Source organism: Bartonella sp. 1-1C, assembly GCF_002810325.1.
GTDB lineage: Bacteria > Pseudomonadota > Alphaproteobacteria > Rhizobiales > Rhizobiaceae > Bartonella > Bartonella rochalimae.
In genome coordinates this window covers 1,286,950-1,306,358 of sequence record NZ_CP019489.1, presented here as the reverse complement: position 1 = coordinate 1,306,358, position 19,409 = coordinate 1,286,950, and the positions used below count along the sequence as shown (strand labels likewise).

The following is a 19,409-nucleotide window of genomic DNA, read 5'->3' as shown; positions in this document are numbered from 1 at the left end:
GTTTACCCTTTAAGGACGTCTGGTCCAAGATCGCTTTTTAAAAGAGCAGAGGAGAGATTCTTAGGTAAACGGCGCGGTTTTGCTTCTTGATTAATGAGGGCAATTTCAACTTTTGCTTTAATTAAGATTATTTCATCGCGCAAAATGATCTGATTCATGAAAAAGCGCGCCCCTTGAATGCTTTGCAGGGATGTTTTGATGGTCAAAAGATCATCAAGCGTGGCTGGTTTGGAAAAGGTGATGTCCATATGACGGACGACGAAAAACAATTTCTCCCCTTGGCTATCCGAGAGTAATTCATTGTTGTTAAATCCCATATCACGCAGAAATTCTGAACGTCCTCTTTCTAAAAATTCAAGGTAACGTGCATGGTAGACAACACCGGAAAAATCCGTATCAGCCACATAAATTCGTGTTTGAAGAGTATGAGAAGAGGAAGAAGGCGATTGTATCAAAGATGTGGTTTTATTCATTGTCTTGCTCCCACAAGGAAGATTGAGAAGACGTCTTCGTTGATGAAGAAACCTTTTTGATTGATTCTGCTGTTGTGGGCGGACAAAGTCTTAAATGTGTCCAAGCTTTTTCTGTTAAAATCCTCCCACGTGCTGTTCGTTGAATAAAGCCTTGTTGAAGCAAGTAAGGTTCAATGATATCTTCAATTGCATCACGCGGTTCTGAAAGAGCTGCAGCAATTGTTTCAATACCGACCGGCCCTCCTAAAAAAGTTTGCGCAATGAGGATGAGATAACGGCGGTCTAAAGGATCAAGTCCAAGATGATCAACTTCAAGACGTGAAAGAGCTTCATCAGCAATTTTATGATCAATTTTTTCAGCCTTTTTGACTAAAGCAAAATCACAGACACGTCGTAAAAGACGCCCTGCAATTCTGGGGGTACCACGGGAACGGCGCGCAATTTCATGAGCGCCGTCATCACTGATCTGAACCGAAAAAAGACGCGCGTTTCGTTGAACAATGTATTCTAATTCTTCGATGGTATAAAAATTTAATCGGATGGGAATGCCAAAACGATCCCGTAAAGGGGTGGTCAGCAATCCTAAACGTGTTGTTGCCGCAACTAAGGTAAATTTAGCTAAGTCAATTTTGACTGAACGAGCCGCAGGACCTTCTCCAATGATAAGATCAAGTTGATAATCTTCCATGGCTGGATACAGAATTTCTTCGATAGCTGGGTTTAAACGATGAATTTCATCAATAAAAAGAACATCTCGCTCTTCTAGATTGGTTAAAAGAGCTGCCAAATCACCTGCTTTGGCAATGACAGGTCCTGAAGTTGAACGAAAATTAACACCTAATTCCTTTGCCATAATTTGCGAAAGTGTTGTTTTTCCTAAACCAGGAGGTCCAACAAATAAGACATGATCTAAGGCTTCATGTCGTGTCCGCGCTGCTTCAATAAAAATTTTTAAATTCGCACGGGCAGCTTCTTGACCAATAAAATCATCGAGGGTTTGAGGCCTTAAGGAGCGATCTGGATCGTTAGGAAGAGGGATAGATCCGAGAAGGCGCTGAGAATCATCTTTATGCATTATGCATTGTTCCCTTGATTTTGTGAGGAAAGAAGTTTGAGACTATGGCGAACAAGGAGTGCTGAGGAAACTGTTTCTCCTTTAAGAGCAGAAACAGCGGAAGCTAAAGCAGTGGTTGCTTTGTCATGATCAAAACCAAGCTTGATTAACGCTAATAAAGCATCGTTGGTTGGCTGATACTCCTCTTCTGAAGAAAAAGTCAAAGAAGACGAAAAAGCAGGATTCTTATTGTCTTCTTTAGAAAACTGAAGCGTTTTGTTTTTGAGTTCGCTTACAATTCTTTCGCTGACTTTTTTGCCAACGCCTGGAGCACGACTGATCGTTGCAATATCGTTGAGGGTAATTGCTTGGGTGAGTTCATTAACGGATAAGGATCCTAAAATTGCCAATGCAACTTTTGCACCAACACCTGGGACATTTTGCAAAAGGCAAAACCATTCTTGTTCAGATTTTGTTGCAAAGCCAAAAAGCCGTATTGCTTCTTCACGGACATGGGTCTCGATGAATAAACTGAGACTTTCACCTATGGCTGGTAAAGAAGAATGAAGGCGGTTAGGGATAAAAATAATATATCCAACACCCTGCACATCGAGAATAATGTGATCGCTAAAAATATGTTCAAGAATGCCTTTGAGTTTCCCAATCATGCGCTTGCCTTTAAACGTTTAGAGGGACTTGTGTGTTGAGGACTATGGCAAATGGCAAGGGCTAGGGGCGTATCGTAATTCCCAATCTTGCGCTTGCCTGTAGAGGGGTCAGAGGAATGTGTGTGTTGAGCGCTATGGCAAATGGCAAGGGTTAGGGGTGTATCGCAATTCCCAATCCTGCGCTTGCCTGTAGAGGGGTCAGAGGAATGTGTGTGTTGAGCGCTATGGCAAATGGCAAGGGTTAGGGGTGTATCGCAATTCCCAATCCTGCGCTTGCCTGTAGAGGGGTCAGAGGAATGTGTGTGTTGAGCGCTATGGCAAATGGCAAGGGTTAGGGGTGTATCGCAATTCCCAATCCTGCGCTTGCCTGTAGAGGGGTCAGAGGAATGTGTGTGTTGAGCGCTATGGCAAATGGCAAGGGTTAGGGGTGTATCGCAATTCCCAATCCTGCGCTTGCCTGTAGAGGGGTCAGAGGAATGTGTGTGTTGAGCGCTATGGCAAATGGCAAGGGCTAGGGGTGTATTGCGTTTCCCAATCATGCGCTTGCCTGTAGAGGGGTCAGAGGAATGTGTGTGTTGAGCGCTATGGCAAATGGCAAGGGTTAGGGGTGTATCGCAATTCCCAATCCTGCGCTTGCCTGTAGAGGGGTCAGAGGAATGTGTGTGTTGAGCGCTATGGCAAATGGCAAGGGCTAGGGGTGTATTGCGTTTCCCAATCATGCGCTTGCCTTTAGGCGGTAAGAGGGATTTGTGTGGTGAGCGCTATGGCAAATGGCAAGGGCTAGGGCATCGGCTGCGTCACTGCTATCAAATTCAGCTCGAGGGAGAAGAATTTTCACCATCATGTGAATTTGCTCTTTCTCTCCGTGCCCAACACCAATAACTGATTTTTTGACTTTATTCGGAGCATATTCGGAAATGGGAAGACCTTCTTGTGCAGGAACAAGGAGTGCAATAGCACGGGCTTGACCAAGTTTTAAAGTGGCAGCAGCATTTTTATTGACAAAAACATGTTCAACAGCTGCTTCATGGGGCATAAATTGATGGACAACTTTTGAAAGCCCTTCATAAAGTTCGCATAGTCTAGAAGCAAGGTCATTCTGCGCATTAGAGTGAAGTGTTCCCGATGCTACAAAATGAAGATGATTGCCACATAGATCAATCACTCCCCATCCTGTACGCCGAAGTCCAGGATCAATCCCTATGATGCGAATCGTGTCTACCATAAAATCCAGTTTATTTGATTTCTTAGTATTTTAATAGATGGATTTAACGAATAGAACAAAAGAAGGAAATATAAAGTAAAGAAAGTTCAAAAATATTTGAAAACAAAGACGAAAATATAACTTTAAAAAAATTGTTTTTTCTTTTTAAAGGCCTTTATAGAGAAAAATAGCAGAAGAAAGTCTAAGAGAGCATTGAGGGCGAAAGTGCTTAAAGGCGCTGAAAGGCTGTTTTAAGCAATTGAAGTTGTTTATTGACTGGATTGTTTTGGGATACAGTCTGTAAAGAAGTGTGTTTTTTATCATAGTTCATATGCTGCATTCTTTTTTCTAGTCGAAGCGAGCGTTTGACAAAGTGACGAAAAACTTCTGGCAATTCTTTCCAGTGTGCAGATTTTGATTCAAGAGATGGGGTGGAAAGAGAGACTTTTGCGATCTCTTTTTGAATTTGTTCCGGCGACATTTCCCCTTCACGCTCGGCTCGAATCAACAAAAGCTGAGAAGCAATTTGCATTAAACGTGTACTCAAATACATCGCTTCTTTCCCATAAATTTCAGAGAGCTCTATCGAAAGATCGCGGGCAACTAAGCGACCTTCTGTATCAATATAAGTTGCTGTCTCTTCAATCAGGGCCATTGTTTCTTCATAAAGACGATTAAACACGTTTTCAAAAGCATTGTGTTCAATCATGACAATAGCTTGATTGTGTGGACGCTCATGTACGTTCACCACCTACTATACTCCAACTATACTCCAAAATTAGAACAATTTCGGGAACATTTAAAAAATAACACTACAGAACAGAAATTTCTTTTTTAAAATGCCTCCTAGAGAACAGTAAATACCTTTTTTAGTATTGTTGTGCAATGTTCTTTTTAGGCTAAGGTTAATGAGCTTTGAGAAGAAGGGTTTCTATGTTTTTCTTTACAGTGAAGCGGAAGGCGCGCTTTTGTTTTCATAATAATAAGCAATCATAAATTGAAGACAGAGACCACTCATGATCAAAAAACTATCCCATATAAATGTACTACTCATTGCCGTTTTTAAAATCTGTCCACACATAGCAAGAAGAGTTCCAGTTACAAAAACCGGTAAGCTCTGTTTTCCTAAAATCGCTAAGGGATGTCGTGTTGAAACATGAAGATTTTGATGCACCCAAGGAACACAAACAAGCAAAGAAGATAAGGAAAGAATATGTAACAGACGTGGGAGGCTTAAAAAAGTCTTATTGAAATTAATTAAGGGGGAAGACCAACTAAGCCAACTAAAACTTCCCCACCAGTTTAAGCGTACCCATAACAGAGAGAAAATAAGATAAATGATAGAGAATGTCAATAAAAGGCGGCGAAAGGGAATCGCTTTCTTTTCTTTAAGAAAGAGAGTCGTTGTAAGGCCAATAACAAAGAGAAATTGCCATGAAAGAGGATTTAAAAACCACTGACCTTGAAGAGGATAAGAAGGGGGTGCAATCCTATAAAGGCCACAGAGAACATAAAGAGTGAAGGAGGTGAAAAGAAGAAGCCCCTTGTGTTGACAGCTCAAATAAAGCATAAAAGGCGCTAAAATCATGAAAACAACGTAAAGCGAAAGAATATTATTATAGCCAAGTTGATGACCAAAGCTTAAAATACTCAAAAATGCCAGAAAAGGTTCTGTAAAAAATAATCCTACGTTATTCATAGAGGTGAATTTCTCTAAATGCCATAGGGAAAAAGCCCCCCAAAAAAGACCTAAGGTGACAAAAGTAGTAAAGAGATATGCTTTATAAAGGCGAAAAGCTTTGCGCCAAAGTTTGCTTATCAGAGAAGAAAAGGGCAGTTTATACCAGCGCGCGTGAAAGCTAAGTCCAAGCGAAACACCTGAAAGAAGGACAAATATCTCAGCTGAATCAGAAAAACCAAAGTTTTTATGGGTGAGATGTTCATAGAATGTACCAGGAATATGGTTGATGAAAATCGTCAACAGCGCTAAAGAACGACAAACATCAATCCGTGTATCACGGGGAGCCTGTGGATTGTGATGAGAAGAAGTTCTGGAACATGTCATGAAGGAGCTCCTAAGTATCAAAAAGAGTCTGTTTTTAAAAGAGCATGACCATAAAATGGTTTTTAAGTGTGAGTCGTGCAGTACAATATTGAAAGATGCAGGATGACAAAACAAAAAAGTGAATCAATTGTGCAATGTCTTTCCCCTCAGTTGATTTTGACAGTGGATGTTTGTCGTACACTCAATCCTGTTTTATTTCGTCAGATTTTGCAAACGCAATCTTTTGCTTGCGTTATTTTGTATGATTCGCAAGGGGAAAAAATGGGGGAAGAGCATTTGCAAAAGAGTGGACACCTTTATGCTCATGATATTCAGCAGAATGGTGCAGCTTTGATTATTGCTGAGCAAAGCCGTGTTGTCGGACGGATCAAGGCTGATGGTTTGCATTTAGAAAGCCATTTCAATCTTTCTACAGTTGTCGAAAGCTTGAAAAAAGAAAAAAAAATAATTGGTTGTGGAAATTTGCAGACTCGCCACTCTGCAATGGTTGTCGCTGAAGCAGGGGTTGATTATTTGCTCTTTGGAAAATTAGGTGCTGATAAAAAACCTCGTTCTCATCCTCGAAATATTCAGTTAGCACAATGGTGGGCAGAAATTATGAATACTCCTGCCATTATTCAAGCGGGAAGTGAATATGCATTTTTTGATGAAGCTTTGGAAACCGCTTGTGAATTTATTGCCGTGGAAGAAATGATTTTTATGCATGATGATCCTTTTAGGGTGCTTGATATGATAAAAGAAAAATGTCAAAACGTTTTTCTACGGACGGAGAGGTAAAAGTCATGAGTAAATTTTATGGGGTATTTATTCTGGGAACAATCGCATTAGTGATATCTTTTGGAAGCTCTTCACAGGCTCAACAGGAAGAGCAAGTTGTAGATCTCTCTCAAAGTATTCAAGAGAATCAAAAGATTGTGATGCCTTTAGAAGTCGGTCAATATGATGAAGCCTATGATTATTACACCCAAGGGTATTATGTAAAAGCTTTTCGTGCCGCGCTCATGCGTGCCGAACGAAATGATCCAATTGCTCAGACTTTGTTAGGGCGAATGTATCTGGAAGGATATGTCGGACCTGTTGATGGAAAACAGGCCGCTTTGTGGTTTGAACGCGCTGCAAACCAAGGAGACCCACAAGCACAGCTCCGTTATGGTTTGATGTTATTTGATGGAAAATTCATCGAAAAAAATATAAATCTTGCCGAAGAATTCATTCAAAAAGCAATGCATGCTGGTGTTAGAGAAGCTTATTTTTATGCTGGGCAAATTCACCTTTATAAAGCATTGCAGGAAAACAAAGCATCCAGAAAGGATGATGTAAAAGAGAGTGATATAAAAACTCAAGAAAATGAGAGTATAGAACAGGCGTTGATATGGTTCTTAAAAGGGGCTTCTCTTGGAGATCCTGAAGCGGCTTTCGCTGCTGCAAAAATTCTTTCTGTAGGGACTTTTACAATTCCCAAAAATGATGGTAATGCGCGTAGACTTTTGGAAGCTGCAGCACAAAATAAACATTTAATGGCTCAGGTTATTTTGGCACAATGGTTGCTGCAGGGACGTGGAGGAGAAAAGAATTTTCAACGTGCTTTTAATTTGTTTTTCGACAATGCAAATAAAAATATTGTGATTGCACAGGTTCAGTTGGCAAGGCTTTATCGCGATGGGGTTGGGACAACCGAGGATCGCGTTATGGCTGCTGCGTGGTATTTGATTGCAAAAGGCAAAAAAGTAAAAATTCCCGATCTTGAAACCATGATTGAAGGAATGGATAGAGCTCAATTACAGAGAGCAGTGCAGCAAGCAAAAAGATTGATCTAATAATTTTTAGAAAGCATTTAAACTAAAGTTTTATGGTAGTGTAAAATATTCATATATTCAATAACACAATGATTTTTGCAAAAAGTAAAATAAGAGGTCTCCTCTGTTATCATCAAATTGGAGATGAACAATGAAAATTAATGGAAATGAAATTCGACCTGGCAATGTGATTGAACATCAAGGAGGTTTATGGGCAGTTGTGAAATGTAATGCCGTTAAACCAGGGAAAGGAGGTGCATTTAATCAGGTTGAAATGAAAAATGTAATCGATGGTACAAAACTGAATGAACGATTTCGTGCTGCTGAAACCGTTGAAAGAGTGCGACTCGAACAAAAAGATTTTACTTTTCTTTATCAGCAAGGGGATGTTTTGGTTTTTATGGATTCACTTTCCTACGAACAGCTCGAATTGCAAAAAGATTTCGTTGGCGAGCGTGCCGCTTTCTTAAACGATGGAATGACCGTGACTGTAGAGCTTTACCAAGAAAAACCCATTGGGGTATCTCTGCCTGATCAAGTAACTGTAACCATTGCTGAAGCTGATCCCGCAATCAAAGGACAAACCGTTACCTCTTCTTACAAACCAGCCGTTCTTGAAAATGGAATTCGTATTCTTGTTCCTCCTTTCATTAATTCAGGAGAGCGTATCGTTGTGGATACCAATGAGTTGAGTTATGTACGTCGTGCAAATGAAAAAGGATAAGAGATGGCTCATTCTGCAATCATGCATATTATGGTGCAGGCCGCTATAAAAGCTGGCCGTTCTTTGGTGCGTGATTATGGTGAAATTCAAAATCTGCAAGTGTCTTTGAAAGGCCCAGGAGATTATGTAAGCCGAGCAGATTATAAAGCTGAGAAAATTATTTTTACTGAATTGAGCAAAGCAAGACCAAAATTTGGCTTTCTGATGGAAGAGTCTCAGGAAATTATCGGAGAAGATTCTCAGCATCGTTTCATTGTTGATCCTTTGGATGGAACAACAAATTTTTTACATGGTCTTCCTTTTTTTGCTGTTTCAATTGCTTTAGAACGTCAAGGGCAGATCGTCGCTGGTGTTATTTATAATCCTATTCTTGATGAGCTCTTTACTGCTGAACGTGGCTGTGGGGCTTTTCTCAATGATCGCCGTTGTCGTGTCGCAGCACGACGCCAATTGGAACATTGTATCATCGCTACAGGGTTACCTCATTTGGGATATCCAAATCACGGAAATTACTTAGTGGAATTACGCAATGTAATTGCTGAAGTTTCTGGAATTCGTCGTTTCGGAGCTGCTTCTCTTGATTTGGCTTATGTGGCCGCTGGAAGGGTCGATGGCTTTTGGGAAAATCATCTTCAAATTTGGGATATGGCCGCTGGACTTTTGATGGTTCGTGAAGCAGGTGGATTTGTAAGCGATAAAGACGGCGGGCAAGATATTTTTGATAAAAAAAATATTGTTGCTGGTAATGAGATTATTCACACCCAATTACGAAAAATCCTCAAAAAAGGAACGTAAAATACAAACTTTTTACAGAGGAAAGCAGTCTTTTACAGAAGAAAGAAAAGCGAGGCTTTACGAAAAGTAAATGTCTGGTGAGAAAAGTGGGGATGGTTTTCTTTTTCGTTTGAGGATTGACCAGCGTTGTTTGAAGGGAAGCACAAATCAGTTGGTACATATTCTTTAGTTCTTTAGTTTGAGGTTTTGGACTTTATTTTTTTGAGGATTTTCTTTTTTTATTTTCTTGAGATTTGTTTGGTTTCATTTTTTGTGAAGTTTGTTCAGGCGAAAATTGCAGTTTAGCTAAACGGGCATAAATTCCATTTTTCTCAATCAATTGTGTGTGCGTTCCCTCTTCAACAATAGAGCCTTGATCCATTACAAGAATACGATCTGCTTTTAAGACTGTTGCTAAACGGTGAGCAATGACCAGAGTTGTGCGATTTTTCATAAGTTCATCTAAGGCTTTTTGTACCAGCTTTTCATTCGTTGCATCTAAGGCTGATGTTGCTTCATCCAATAATAGGAGAGGAGCATTTCTCAAGATCGCTCGTGCAAGACCAATGCGTTGTTTTTGTCCCCCTGAAAGCGTGATGCCTCTTTCGCCTACTTGGGTGTCAAAGCCCTTTGGTAAGGAATCGATAAATTCAGATGCATTGGCTGCTTGGGCTGCAGCAATAATTTGTTCTTGATCAGGATTGTGAGCACCAAAGGCTATATTTTCGCGAATTGTTCCTTCAAAAATATCGATTTCTTGAGGAACATAGGAAATCGAAGAACGTAAATCGTGAAGGGAAAGGCGGTTAATATCAATGCCGTCAAACTTGATTCGACCACTGATAGGATCATAAAAACGCAGAATAAGGGAAAAAAGAGTACTTTTCCCTGCACCTGAATGGCCAACAAAAGCAACAGTTTCTCCTGCCTTGATAGAAAAAGATAAATCACGAAAAATCTTTTTTTCTGGTCTGGAAGGATAGCTGAAATGAACACGATCAAAAATAAGAGACCCTTGAATGGGAAGAGCACGCGATAAAGGAGATGCAGGTGTTGTAATAGTGGGTTTCTTTTGTAATAATTCAGCAAGGCGTTCTGCTGCTCCTGCTGCTTGCACTAATTCTGCACCAGTCTCCGATAATTGTGTAAAGGTTGTTGCTGCAAAAACCGCATAGAGAACAAATTGGCCGAGAGTTCCGCTTGTCATGGTGCCATGCAAAATATCCTGTGATCCAATCCACAAAATAGCGACAATGCTACTGAAAACCAGAAAAATCATAAAGCCCGTGAAGCAAGAACGAAGAATCACAGAAACACGGGCGGTTTGAAAAACACGTTCAATCAGTGTTGAAAAACGCTCAGAGATATCTTTTTCGGCTGTAAAAGCTTGCACTGTGCGAATGGCACTTACCTGTTCAGAGGCTAAAGCATTGGCTTCTGCCAAGCGGTCTTGCGTTGTGCGTGTGCGTGTGCGTACTTTGCGTCCAAAAATAATCAGGGGAATTGCAATCAGGGGAATGGAAATCAAAACTAATAAGGAGAGTTTAGTGTTTGTGATGATCATCATGATAATGGCCCCAATCACAACAATGAGATGACGCAATGCTGTCGAGGTTGTCGATCCTACCGCTAATTTTATTTGGGTTGTATCCGTTAAAAGACGTGAAACAATTTCTCCTGAATGGGCATGATCAAAAAAATCAGGAGAAAGGTGCAGAATATGCTGAAAAACATCACGCCGTAAATCAGCAATGAATCGCTCACCCAATGTGATAACACAATAGTAACGAATGGCGGAAGCTAGGGCGAGCAGTAAAGCTAAGATAAATAAAATACCAAAATAGAAATGAATCTTGCCATGGCTTGGAGCTGAAAAACCGTGATCGAGCATTTGACGAATGGCAACAGGTAACGCAAGAGTGACGAAAGCCGCAACCAATAAAGACAGAAAAGCAAAAAGTATAAGCCAATTGTAGCGCTTTATATAAGGGCTAAAACTGGATAATAAAGAAAGAGAATATTTCGCTTTTAAAGGCTTCTTAGATTTTTCTGAGAGATTCAGGAATTGCATGGGATTTTGTATCTTAATTGGGTTGACAATAAAATTTTAAGAAATTCAAACATTTTGAATACTTGTTTTTTGATGTGTGCTCAGCTATTGAAATTTTAATTGAATGAGTGTATCAAAAAGACAAGGAGAGCGCACTTAAAAAATACATAAAGTGCTACTTCGTTGTGTGGAAATAGAAAGTTTGTCGTATGAAACCCAATATTCACCCTGATTACCACATGATTAATGTTGTGATGACTGATGGAACCAAATATGTGACGCGTTCAACATGGGGCAAAGAAGGGGATACCCTGAATTTGGATATTGATCCGATAAGCCATCCAGCTTGGACTGGAGGGTCGCAAACATTTGTCGATCGTGATGGGCGTGTTTCTAAGTTTAAGAATCGCTTTGGGGGCCTTGGCTTCTAAAATTTTTAGGAATATGCGGTATAAATTGTATGCGCTTTGCAAGAGCTCTTAAAGAGAGCTGTGTCTTTTTTGCAAAAAAATAGGACGCACTTAATTGCTTAAGTCAAAAGGGAAGGCTTTAGATGAAGAAAGCCTTATTTTGACAGAGCAGCGTAAAAGATCTTTGAAGAATCCCAAAAATAAGTGAAAAACTCAAGAATCCTAATCCTCGATCAAAAAAATTATAGAACAAAGAAATAAAAAATTCTAGAATAAAGAAAAAGTGCTGAAAATTCTGCGTGTGAAAAACAAAGGCAATGCTGTTTTCAGAAAATAAAAGAAAAAAGCCTCTCTGCATTTAAAGAGGTCAAATAAAAATCCTTCCTTAACAAGTGAAGATTCTTTTTCAAACAGGATGTTTGCTTCTTTTTTCCTTTTCGTTCTTTTTTTTCCTATGAAATTTCCGTCAATAAGGAACGGAATAAAAGATTATGCTGACAATTTTGCTAAAATTTCATCACTAACGTCAAAATTGGCATAAACATTCTGCACATCATCATCTTCTTCTAAGGTTGCAATTAAACGTAAAACAGAAAGCGCTTTTTCTTCATCAATGGGTGCTAGGGTGGTTGCTTTCCAAATGGTTTTGATGGATTCTGCTTCGCCAAGTGTGGTTTCAAGAATTTTCGAAACTTCACCGATATCCTCAAAGGCACAGAAAATATGGTGGCCTCCTTCTTCTTCCGATTGTACGTCTTCAGCTCCTGCTTCAATGGCTGCTTCCATAATAGTGTCTGCGGTTCCAGATTCAAATTTATAAATAATTTCACCAATGCGATTAAACATAAAGCTAACGGAGCCTGTTTCTCCTAAGGCGCCTCCTGATTTTGTAAAAGCAGCACGGACATTTGAAGCCGTACGATTTCGGTTATCGGTTAAGGCTTCAACAATAACAGCCACACCGCCGGGACCATATCCTTCATAGCGGACTTCATCATAATTTTCGACATCACTCCCTGAAGCTTTTTTAATTGCGCGTTCAATATTATCTTTCGGCATTGATTGTGCTTTTGCATTTTGAACCGCGAGTCTTAAACGTGGATTCATTGTTGGGTCAGGAGAGCCTTGTTTGGCTGCAACCGTAATTTCACGCGCAAGTTTGGAAAATATTTTTGAACGCATTGCATCTTGGCGTCCTTTACGGTGCATAATATTTTTAAATTGTGAATGGCCTGCCATGGCTTACCTTTTTGTTTGGATGATCAAACATTTCCTCTTTGAAGAATAAATGTATCATAAAAAGAATGAAAGAGAATAAAGAAAGTCTTTATAAAAAAATTCTTCTCAAAGGTAAAGACATTCTGATCATGATTGTTATTAAGAGAGATCTCTTGTCGTGGGGCAAAAATCAGGGTATAAAGATCATGATTTCATAATCATTAAGTGACTTGTTTTGTATTTCATCTTATTAGAAGGAGTGAAAGTCTTCTATGATGAGAGGTCATAGCGCTCCAAAGTTTCAGAGTGGGCAATAACTTGCCTCGAAAAGAGGTCGATAAAAGGATATAATAAATATGTCAACGCAACTTTTGATGCCTAAAGCAACAGCTGTTTGGTTAGTCGATAATACAGCACTTTCTTTTGATCAGATTGCGGAGTTTTGTCAATTGCATGTGTTGGAGGTCAAAGCAATCGCTGATGGTGAAGCAGCACACGGAATTAGAGGTTTGGATCCTATTAGTTCTGGTCAGTTAACACGGAGTGAAATTGCACGTGTTGAAGCAGATGCAACGGCGCGATTAAAAATTTCTGAATCAAAAGTGCGCGTTCCTCAAGTTAAACGCAAAGGGGCGCGCTATATTCCTTTGTCTCGGCGTCAAGATCGTCCAAATGGTGTCTTATGGTTGATTCTCAATCATCCTGAATTAAAAGATGTGCAAATCGCTCGATTGATTGGCACGACCAAAGGAACGATTGAGCAAATTCGTAATAGAACCCATTGGAACAGTAATAATTTAGTTCCTCTTGATCCGGTAGGATTAGGGTTATGTTCGCAAATTGATTTGGATTTTGAATTGCAGCGAGCAGCAAAAAATCTTCCTTTGCCCGTGGAGGGAGACAAAACTTTACTCCCTACATCGGTGACGGAAAATGTTGCTCTTGATGAGAGTGAACTTGAAAAAACTTTTGACAAAAATCTCGATGCTGATACTGTGTTTGCTAAACTCAACGCTCTGCAAACAAAATCTCAAGAGGAAGAACAAGAATAATAAGCAAAGCTGTATAAGTGAGGCAGAAAATCTTAGATAAATTGAAAAAAAGCATTTTAGAAAGAAAAGGAGGCGAAACATTCAGTGAAAAACGTGGGAAGAGGGGAGAAAAAAGAGAAAATAAAAGAGGATAAACTTTTATTTTCGGAAAGATTGTGAAAAGAAAGGCATCTTTTTATGATGATGCTAAAAATTAAGGAGCACTGTTTTATGAACTCTCTTCGAAATGTTGTTCGCTATCCACTTACGATAGTTTTTTGTTTGTTATTAACTTTGATCGGTTGTACGAGACAAGATATGGGTGCAGAAAACTCTCCCAGTCATTCTGGTTACAAGAGTGTCCAGGCGGATTTGTCATAAGGCTTCACTGTTAATGTTGAGGATCACGTCACTATCCGTACTCTTCTGTTATGATTGAAGGTCATGCTGATGAATGCGGGACATGTGTGTGCAATTTAGCTCTTAGATAACACTGTGCTATTGCGGTGCGTGGTCGTCTCATTTCTTTCTGTTCATGATGATGCTAAAAATTAAGGAGAACTGGTTTATGAACTCTTTTCGAAATGTTGTTCACTATCCACTTACGATAGTTTTTTGTTTGTTATTAACTTTGATCGGTTGTACGAGACAAGATATGGGTGCAGAAAACTCTCCCAGTCATTCTGGTTACAAGAGTGTCCAAGCGGATTTGTCATAAGACTTCACTGTTAATGTTGGAGATCGCGTTGTTATCCGTACTCTTCTGTTATGATTGAAGGTCATGCTGATGAATGCGGGACATGTGCGTACAATTTAGCTCTTAGATAACACTGTGCTATTGCGGTGCATGGTCGTCTCATTTCTTTCTGTTCATGATGATGCTAAAAATTAAGGAGAACTGGTTTATGAACTCTTTTCGAAATGTTGTTCACTATCCACTTACGATAGTTTTTTGTTTGTTATTAACTTTGATCGGTTGTGGCAAAAAAAGTATTGATGCAACAAATTCTCTCGGTCAGTCTGGGTACAATAATGCACAGGCAGGTTCGTCACAAGATTTCACTGTTAATGTTGGGGATCGTGTTTTTTTTAGTTTAGATTCCTCTTCTATTGAATCGGATGCTGAATATATTTTAGCCCGTCAAGCAGAATGGTTGCTCCGTTATCCGCACTATTCTATTACGATTGAAGGTCATGCCGATGAACGTGGAACACGCGAGTACAATTTAGCTCTTGGACAGCGTCGTGCTGTTGCGGTGCGTGATCATCTCATTTCTTTGGGTGTCTCTTCCCAACGAATGAATACGATCTCTTACGGAAAAGAAAGACCTGTAGCAGTTTGTGATAACATCTCTTGTTGGAACCAAAATCGGCGTGCTGTTTTGGTCGTTAATAATACCGGAAGTTATTAATAGATAAAGGGTTGAAAGAGGCCAGTCAGTGGTCTTGAGTAAAGGAATGAAGTGCCGAGAAGGGATAAAAAGAGAAGAAGATAGAGGCAAAAAATAGAAAGGAACAACAGAGTGGGGAATTTTTTCTTCATGCTAGCTCTGTTTGTGGGCTTTTCTGTAGAATATTTAAAAAATTCTTTTCTTCCCTTTTCTGTCAGAGAGAAAAAGCGGTTTTTGATCGATAAAAAAGAATGCTTTATTTGATCTATGATTTCTTTTTTTATTGAGCTTCTCAATAGATGGATGAGGGGAACTGTAAAGAAAGTTGATGCAGGAGGGGATGAAAGACGATGCGGCAGCCAATCATAATCCCTGTAATGATTGTCTAGAGGATATAACGCAGAGAAATCATAGGAAGGAGCACTCAAGCAAAGAGGTGCATTTTTTCTACAATGCTGTGAGGGGCATATGCTGTATCATGTTTGCTGTGACCGAAGGCTTTCATTTTTATTTTGAGGATGTAAGAATTTTTACGCCATTTATTAAGTGTTTTGATCTCAATTCTTGAAGATATGCAGTTTGGGTATTCTGTTGAAGCTATAGAGTGATAAAAGAGTTTGACGAAGCGCTCTTCTCTTTCATGGAGAGTTAAGAGATCAAAACATTTTATGATTCTGAGATTTTACTGATTTTAACTCGGTTTATAATGGATTAATCAAAAGAGTAAAGTTTGTGATAACTTAAAGATAAATCAAAAGAGACTAAAATATTAGAGGTGTTTTTGTCTGTGCTTTAAATGAGGAGTGTAGTCGTTCTCAGTGTCTATTAAATTAGCAAAAAATCTTTTTAAAAAAACAGACTTTGCTCATTGTCAGAAATTGATTTTAGGGGTTTCTGGAGGAGGCGATTCGTTAGCTTTATTGTTTTTGGTCAAAGAGCATTTAAAAACAATGCCTCTTGCTCCAGAGGTGATTGTTGTAACTATTGATCATCAATTACGTGAGGAGTCAGCGTATGAAGCAGAAAGTGTTGCAAAGATTTGCCATGCCTTGCAGATAAAGCATATCATTGTACGGTGGGAAGGTAAAAAGCCGAAGACACAAATAAGCGAAAAAGCGCGGATTGCACGGTATGATTTACTGTTCAAAGAAGCACAAAAACAAGGTGCAGCACTGATTATGACGGGGCATACGCTCAATGATCAGGCTGAAACTTACCAAATGCGTGTTCAACGAAGTCAAAAGAAAACAGACAGTGCACAACAAGAAATTCCAGAAGCACTCTCGAAAGAGAGGCGACAAGAGAGGGAATCTGCAAATGAAGAAATGCAGATCTTAAAGGAAGAGAGTCAAAAAAGATCTACCGAAAAGGATGAAGAAAGATATGAGCGCGGTTTGTCTTGTATGCCTAGGGAAGCTTTGTTGTATGGCAAAGTACGTTTGATTCGGCCATTACTTGGGGTGAGGCGTAAAACGCTGCGTGCTTACTTATTTTTGCAGGGATCAAAATGGATTGATGATCCAACAAATGAGGATTTAAAATTTGAACGTGTGCGTGTGCGTCATGTTCTTCCTCAAAAAAAGCTGACTGAAATTGCTCAAAAGGTTCATAAAGCTGCGTTGCAACGTCGGGTTCAAGCGCAAAAAGTTGCAGATTTGATCTTAGCCTTGGATATTACTGTGGAGTATGGGCGCTGTTTTATCGGAAAACCCCCTTCTTTTTTACAGAAACATCATGCTTTTTCCTTTGTTATCGGGCTTTTTATTGTTCTCATGGGGGGAAGTTCTTATTTGCTGTCTTCTCAAAAATTGGCCGTTCTGGACCAAAAATTATCTTTGCATGATCCAGAAAAAAAACGGTTTACTCTGGCTGGGGCGGTTATTGAATATAGCCGGAAAGGAATTGCTATCTGGCGCGAAGCACGCCATATTCAAAAAGCAATGATTGCTCCGGGAGAAACCTGTATATGGGATCAACGCTATCAAATTACCAATCATGATACATTGGATATATGTGTGGGGCCTGCAGATTTGCTTCATCTGAAAGCTTCTCTCGATCAAGGAAAAAGTGATCTCGAATCCCCTCATTTCCCCTCTTTGCAATCATTGGTGATGATTTCTCATGAAAGGGGGGTTGATATTCCAGAGTTAACACCTCATTTTTATTGTCAACACAATATTATAATGAAACGAATTATGGCACCATTTCATTGGTTATTGTCACAGGAAGATGCAGCAATTGTCAGTGTTGTAGGACCTTTTTTTAATTTTAATCATGAATAAAAAATGAAAAGTTAAAGAAAAAAGGGGAAAAAAGATGAATAAAAATCATTTAAAACAGAATAAATAGCTCTTATATCTTGGCAAGGAAGAAACAAGATTATATGTTGAACACGACTCTTAAGAATCTCTATTTAAATAAATGGGCTTAATATGAATTCCAATTATCGCTCCCTCTTGATTTGGGGGATCATCGCCGTTGTTTTAATCGTATTGTTTTCTCTTTTTAATGGAGATAGTCAGCATTCTGGAAATGGCGAAATATCCTATTCTGAATTTTTACAAAAAGTTGAGAATGGCGAGCTTAAAACTGTCACTATTCAAGGGCAAAAATTAGTAGGAAAAACGACAGATCAGAGGGTGGTTTCAACCTATGCACCAAGAGATCCAGGGTTGGTGCAAAAATTGGAAAACAAAAAAGTCAATGTTAAAGCGATTCCAGAAAATTCTGGGAATAATATCTTTCTTAATTTATTATTTTCGTTGCTTCCCGTTATTATTATCGTGGGCGCGTGGGTTTTCTTTATGCGACAAATGCAAAATGGATCACGCGGTGCGATGGGTTTTGGGAAATCAAAAGCAAAATTGCTGACAGAAGCTCATGGAAGAGTTACCTTTCAAGATGTTGCTGGTGTTGAAGAGGCTAAGCAGGATTTACAAGAAATTGTCGATTTTTTGCGGGAACCACAAAAATTTCAACGCTTAGGTGGACGTATTCCACGGGGTGTTTTGCTCGTAGGACCTCCAGGAACAGGGAAAACTTTGCTTGCCCGTTCTGTTGCAGGGGAAGCGAATGTGCCCTTTTTTACCATTTCTGGATCCGATTTTGTGGAAATGTTCGTCGGAGTTGGAGCAAGCCGTGTTCGTGATATGTTTGAGCAAGCTAAAAAAAATGCCCCTTGTATTATTTTTATTGATGAAATTGATGCTGTAGGCCGTCATCGTGGTGCAGGATTGGGCGGAGGAAACGATGAACGCGAACAAACATTAAATCAGCTGCTGGTTGAAATGGATGGATTTGAACCCAATGAAAGCATTATTTTAATTGCTGCAACAAATCGTCCTGATGTTCTCGATCCTGCTTTGTTAAGACCTGGACGTTTCGATCGACAAGTCGTTGTTCCCAATCCCGATGTATCTGGACGGGAACAAATTTTAAAAGTTCATGTGCGGAATGTGCCTCTAGCTCCTAATGTTGATCTGAAAATATTAGCAAGGGGAACGCCGGGATTTTCTGGAGCTGATTTGATGAATCTTGTTAATGAAGCTGCTTTAATGGCTGCGAGCCGTAATAAAAGAGTGGTGACAATGCAAGAGTTCGAAGATGCTAAAGATAAAGTGATGATGGGAGCTGAGCGCCGTTCAACCGCTATGACACAAGAGGAAAAAGAACTGACAGCCTATCACGAAGCAGGACATGCAATTGTCGCTTTGAGTGTTCCCGTTGCTGATCCTGTTCATAAAGCAACAATTGTGCCAAGAGGAAGAGCCCTAGGGATGGTTATGCAATTGCCAGAAGGGGATCGCTATTCTATGAGCTATCGGTGGATGATTTCACGTTTGGCTATCATGATGGGGGGAAGAGTTGCTGAAGAATTGAAATTTGGAAAAGAAAATATCACTTCTGGAGCAGCTTCTGATATTGAACAAGCAACAAAGTTGGCACGAGCAATGATCACACGATGGGGATTTTCCGATATTCTCGGAAATGTTGCTTATGGTGATAATCAAGATGAGGTTTTTTTAGGTCATTCCGTAGCAAGAACACAAAATATCTCTGAAGAGACAGCACGTATGATCGATGCTGAGGTTCGTAAGCTGATTGATGATGCTTATAAGAGTGCAACAAAAATTTTGAAAGAAAAAAAGAAGCAGTGGTGGGCTATTGCTCAAGGTTTGTTGGAATATGAAACTTTAACAGGTCAAGAAATTAACAATATTATTCAGGGCAAGCCTCCTATTCGCGCACAAGCAAGTGAAGATCAGAGTCCGCGAACTTCAGGCGTGCCTAAAACAGGGAAAAAAGGAAAACAAAATACACCCAATCTTGAAGCAGAGAGTCCCAATCACGAGGGTGAGATCAGTGATGCTGAAACAAAATCACGAAGCACAAAGAATAAAACCGAAGCCAATAAATCTGATAAAGCTGAAACAGGAAATATTTCTAAAAATAAAGGAAAAACGACAGAAAAGTCTCAGACTTCTGAACGAAAGAAAAAACAAACTCCTGCTAATGATGCTTAACTCAAACCTATCAAACTTAAAGTTCCAC

General features: G+C 39.6%; 19 protein-coding genes. 11 read left to right on the top strand and 8 right to left on the bottom strand.

Annotation, left to right across the window (positions count from 1 at the left end):
• Positions 1-2: 2 nt before the first annotated feature.
• The 6 genes from ybgC to B11cv2_RS05845 form a co-directional block, all read right to left on the bottom strand.
• Positions 3-473 carry a tol-pal system-associated acyl-CoA thioesterase gene (gene ybgC / locus B11cv2_RS05870; protein ID WP_100693714.1) on the bottom strand — a complete coding sequence of 157 codons (471 nt, stop codon included), beginning with the start codon at positions 471-473 and terminating at the stop codon, positions 3-5.
• Positions 466-1,548 (bottom strand): Holliday junction branch migration DNA helicase RuvB, encoded by a 1,083-nt coding sequence (ruvB, locus tag B11cv2_RS05865; RefSeq protein ID WP_100693713.1) that lies wholly within the window; start codon positions 1,546-1,548, stop codon positions 466-468. Before ruvB ends, ybgC begins: the two co-directional genes overlap by 8 nt.
• On the bottom strand, positions 1,548-2,195 hold the full coding sequence (gene ruvA, locus B11cv2_RS05860; RefSeq protein ID WP_100693712.1) for a Holliday junction branch migration protein RuvA: 648 nt from the start codon (positions 2,193-2,195) through the stop codon (positions 1,548-1,550). Before ruvA ends, ruvB begins: the two co-directional genes overlap by 1 nt.
• Positions 2,196-2,910: 715 nt before the next feature.
• Complete coding sequence (gene ruvC / locus B11cv2_RS05855; protein WP_078674124.1) at positions 2,911-3,420, bottom strand: crossover junction endodeoxyribonuclease RuvC; 510 nt, start codon at positions 3,418-3,420, stop codon at positions 2,911-2,913.
• Between the two features lie 208 nt (positions 3,421-3,628).
• Positions 3,629-4,147 (bottom strand): DUF1465 family protein, encoded by a 519-nt coding sequence (locus B11cv2_RS05850; RefSeq protein WP_100693979.1) that lies wholly within the window; start codon positions 4,145-4,147, stop codon positions 3,629-3,631.
• A 195-nt stretch (positions 4,148-4,342) separates the two neighbouring features.
• The gene (locus B11cv2_RS05845; RefSeq protein ID WP_100693711.1) at positions 4,343-5,464 is read right to left on the bottom strand and encodes an OpgC family protein; all 1,122 of its coding nucleotides are present in this window, start codon (positions 5,462-5,464) and stop codon (positions 4,343-4,345) included.
• 102 nt (positions 5,465-5,566) lie between these two features.
• Here B11cv2_RS05845 and B11cv2_RS05840 point away from each other — a divergent pair, with 102 nt between their 5' ends.
• The 4 genes from B11cv2_RS05840 to B11cv2_RS05825 all read left to right on the top strand — a co-directional run bounded on the left by B11cv2_RS05840 (position 5,567) and on the right by B11cv2_RS05825 (position 8,779).
• Entirely contained in the window at positions 5,567-6,241 is a 675-nt protein-coding gene (locus B11cv2_RS05840) for a thiamine phosphate synthase (RefSeq protein ID WP_100693710.1), read from the top strand.
• 5 nt (positions 6,242-6,246) lie between these two features.
• Positions 6,247-7,281 carry a tetratricopeptide repeat protein gene (locus tag B11cv2_RS05835; RefSeq protein ID WP_245406968.1) on the top strand — a complete coding sequence of 345 codons (1,035 nt, stop codon included), beginning with the start codon at positions 6,247-6,249 and terminating at the stop codon, positions 7,279-7,281.
• 130 nt (positions 7,282-7,411) lie between these two features.
• The gene (gene efp / locus B11cv2_RS05830; RefSeq protein WP_035006559.1) at positions 7,412-7,984 is read left to right on the top strand and encodes an elongation factor P; all 573 of its coding nucleotides are present in this window, start codon (positions 7,412-7,414) and stop codon (positions 7,982-7,984) included.
• Between the two features lie 3 nt (positions 7,985-7,987).
• A complete protein-coding gene (locus B11cv2_RS05825) occupies positions 7,988-8,779 on the top strand; it encodes an inositol monophosphatase family protein (RefSeq protein ID WP_100693708.1) in 792 nt (263 codons plus the stop codon).
• Positions 8,780-8,972: 193 nt separating this feature from the next.
• On the opposite strand, the gene B11cv2_RS05820 is transcribed toward B11cv2_RS05825, so the two are convergent.
• Positions 8,973-10,829 carry an ABC transporter transmembrane domain-containing protein gene (locus B11cv2_RS05820; protein WP_100693707.1) on the bottom strand — a complete coding sequence of 619 codons (1,857 nt, stop codon included), beginning with the start codon at positions 10,827-10,829 and terminating at the stop codon, positions 8,973-8,975.
• 188 nt (positions 10,830-11,017) lie between these two features.
• Between B11cv2_RS05820 and rpmE the strand changes: the two genes are divergently transcribed.
• Entirely contained in the window at positions 11,018-11,239 is a 222-nt protein-coding gene (rpmE, locus tag B11cv2_RS05815; protein ID WP_035006561.1) for a 50S ribosomal protein L31, read from the top strand.
• A gap of 468 nt (positions 11,240-11,707) precedes the next feature.
• Here rpmE and B11cv2_RS05810 read toward each other — a convergent pair whose 3' ends face one another.
• Positions 11,708-12,457, bottom strand: coding sequence for a YebC/PmpR family DNA-binding transcriptional regulator (locus tag B11cv2_RS05810; RefSeq protein WP_035006562.1), 750 nt, complete (start codon positions 12,455-12,457; stop codon positions 11,708-11,710).
• Positions 12,458-12,792: 335 nt separating this feature from the next.
• Here B11cv2_RS05810 and B11cv2_RS05805 point away from each other — a divergent pair, with 335 nt between their 5' ends.
• From B11cv2_RS05805 to ftsH, 6 genes are all read left to right on the top strand, one after another.
• Positions 12,793-13,488 (top strand): DUF1013 domain-containing protein, encoded by a 696-nt coding sequence (locus tag B11cv2_RS05805; protein WP_100693706.1) that lies wholly within the window; start codon positions 12,793-12,795, stop codon positions 13,486-13,488.
• 210 nt (positions 13,489-13,698) lie between these two features.
• Entirely contained in the window at positions 13,699-13,848 is a 150-nt protein-coding gene (locus B11cv2_RS07170) for a hypothetical protein (RefSeq protein ID WP_158521551.1), read from the top strand.
• A gap of 187 nt (positions 13,849-14,035) precedes the next feature.
• Positions 14,036-14,185 carry a hypothetical protein gene (locus B11cv2_RS07165; RefSeq protein ID WP_158521550.1) on the top strand — a complete coding sequence of 50 codons (150 nt, stop codon included), beginning with the start codon at positions 14,036-14,038 and terminating at the stop codon, positions 14,183-14,185.
• Positions 14,186-14,372: 187 nt separating this feature from the next.
• Complete coding sequence (gene pal / locus B11cv2_RS05790) at positions 14,373-14,879, top strand: peptidoglycan-associated lipoprotein Pal (RefSeq protein WP_100693705.1); 507 nt, start codon at positions 14,373-14,375, stop codon at positions 14,877-14,879.
• A 797-nt stretch (positions 14,880-15,676) separates the two neighbouring features.
• Complete coding sequence (gene tilS, locus B11cv2_RS05780; protein ID WP_100693703.1) at positions 15,677-17,140, top strand: tRNA lysidine(34) synthetase TilS; 1,464 nt, start codon at positions 15,677-15,679, stop codon at positions 17,138-17,140.
• A 150-nt stretch (positions 17,141-17,290) separates the two neighbouring features.
• Positions 17,291-19,381 carry an ATP-dependent zinc metalloprotease FtsH gene (gene ftsH / locus B11cv2_RS05775; protein WP_100693702.1) on the top strand — a complete coding sequence of 697 codons (2,091 nt, stop codon included), beginning with the start codon at positions 17,291-17,293 and terminating at the stop codon, positions 19,379-19,381.
• The last annotated feature ends 28 nt before the right edge of the window (positions 19,382-19,409 follow it).

Bases quoted from the DNA above. Each gene is read 5' to 3' on its own strand.
- efp (WP_035006559.1), top strand. From the start codon at position 7,412: ATGAAAATTAATGGAAATGAAATTCGACCTGGCAATGTGATTGAACAT.
- ftsH (WP_100693702.1), top strand. From the start codon at position 17,291: ATGAATTCCAATTATCGCTCCCTCTTGATTTGGGGGATCATCGCCGTT.
- ybgC (WP_100693714.1), bottom strand. From the start codon at position 473: ATGAATAAAACCACATCTTTGATACAATCGCCTTCTTCCTCTTCTCAT.
- rpmE (WP_035006561.1), top strand. From the start codon at position 11,018: ATGAAACCCAATATTCACCCTGATTACCACATGATTAATGTTGTGATG.
- B11cv2_RS07165 (WP_158521550.1), top strand. From the start codon at position 14,036: ATGAACTCTTTTCGAAATGTTGTTCACTATCCACTTACGATAGTTTTT.
- B11cv2_RS05805 (WP_100693706.1), top strand. From the start codon at position 12,793: ATGTCAACGCAACTTTTGATGCCTAAAGCAACAGCTGTTTGGTTAGTC.
- B11cv2_RS05835 (WP_245406968.1), top strand. From the start codon at position 6,247: ATGAGTAAATTTTATGGGGTATTTATTCTGGGAACAATCGCATTAGTG.
- B11cv2_RS05840 (WP_100693710.1), top strand. From the start codon at position 5,567: ATGACAAAACAAAAAAGTGAATCAATTGTGCAATGTCTTTCCCCTCAG.
- ruvB (WP_100693713.1), bottom strand. From the start codon at position 1,548: ATGCATAAAGATGATTCTCAGCGCCTTCTCGGATCTATCCCTCTTCCT.
- ruvC (WP_078674124.1), bottom strand. From the start codon at position 3,420: ATGGTAGACACGATTCGCATCATAGGGATTGATCCTGGACTTCGGCGT.
- B11cv2_RS05845 (WP_100693711.1), bottom strand. From the start codon at position 5,464: ATGACATGTTCCAGAACTTCTTCTCATCACAATCCACAGGCTCCCCGT.
- ruvA (WP_100693712.1), bottom strand. From the start codon at position 2,195: ATGATTGGGAAACTCAAAGGCATTCTTGAACATATTTTTAGCGATCAC.
- pal (WP_100693705.1), top strand. From the start codon at position 14,373: ATGAACTCTTTTCGAAATGTTGTTCACTATCCACTTACGATAGTTTTT.
- B11cv2_RS05825 (WP_100693708.1), top strand. From the start codon at position 7,988: ATGGCTCATTCTGCAATCATGCATATTATGGTGCAGGCCGCTATAAAA.
- B11cv2_RS05810 (WP_035006562.1), bottom strand. From the start codon at position 12,457: ATGGCAGGCCATTCACAATTTAAAAATATTATGCACCGTAAAGGACGC.
- B11cv2_RS07170 (WP_158521551.1), top strand. From the start codon at position 13,699: ATGAACTCTCTTCGAAATGTTGTTCGCTATCCACTTACGATAGTTTTT.
- B11cv2_RS05820 (WP_100693707.1), bottom strand. From the start codon at position 10,829: ATGCAATTCCTGAATCTCTCAGAAAAATCTAAGAAGCCTTTAAAAGCG.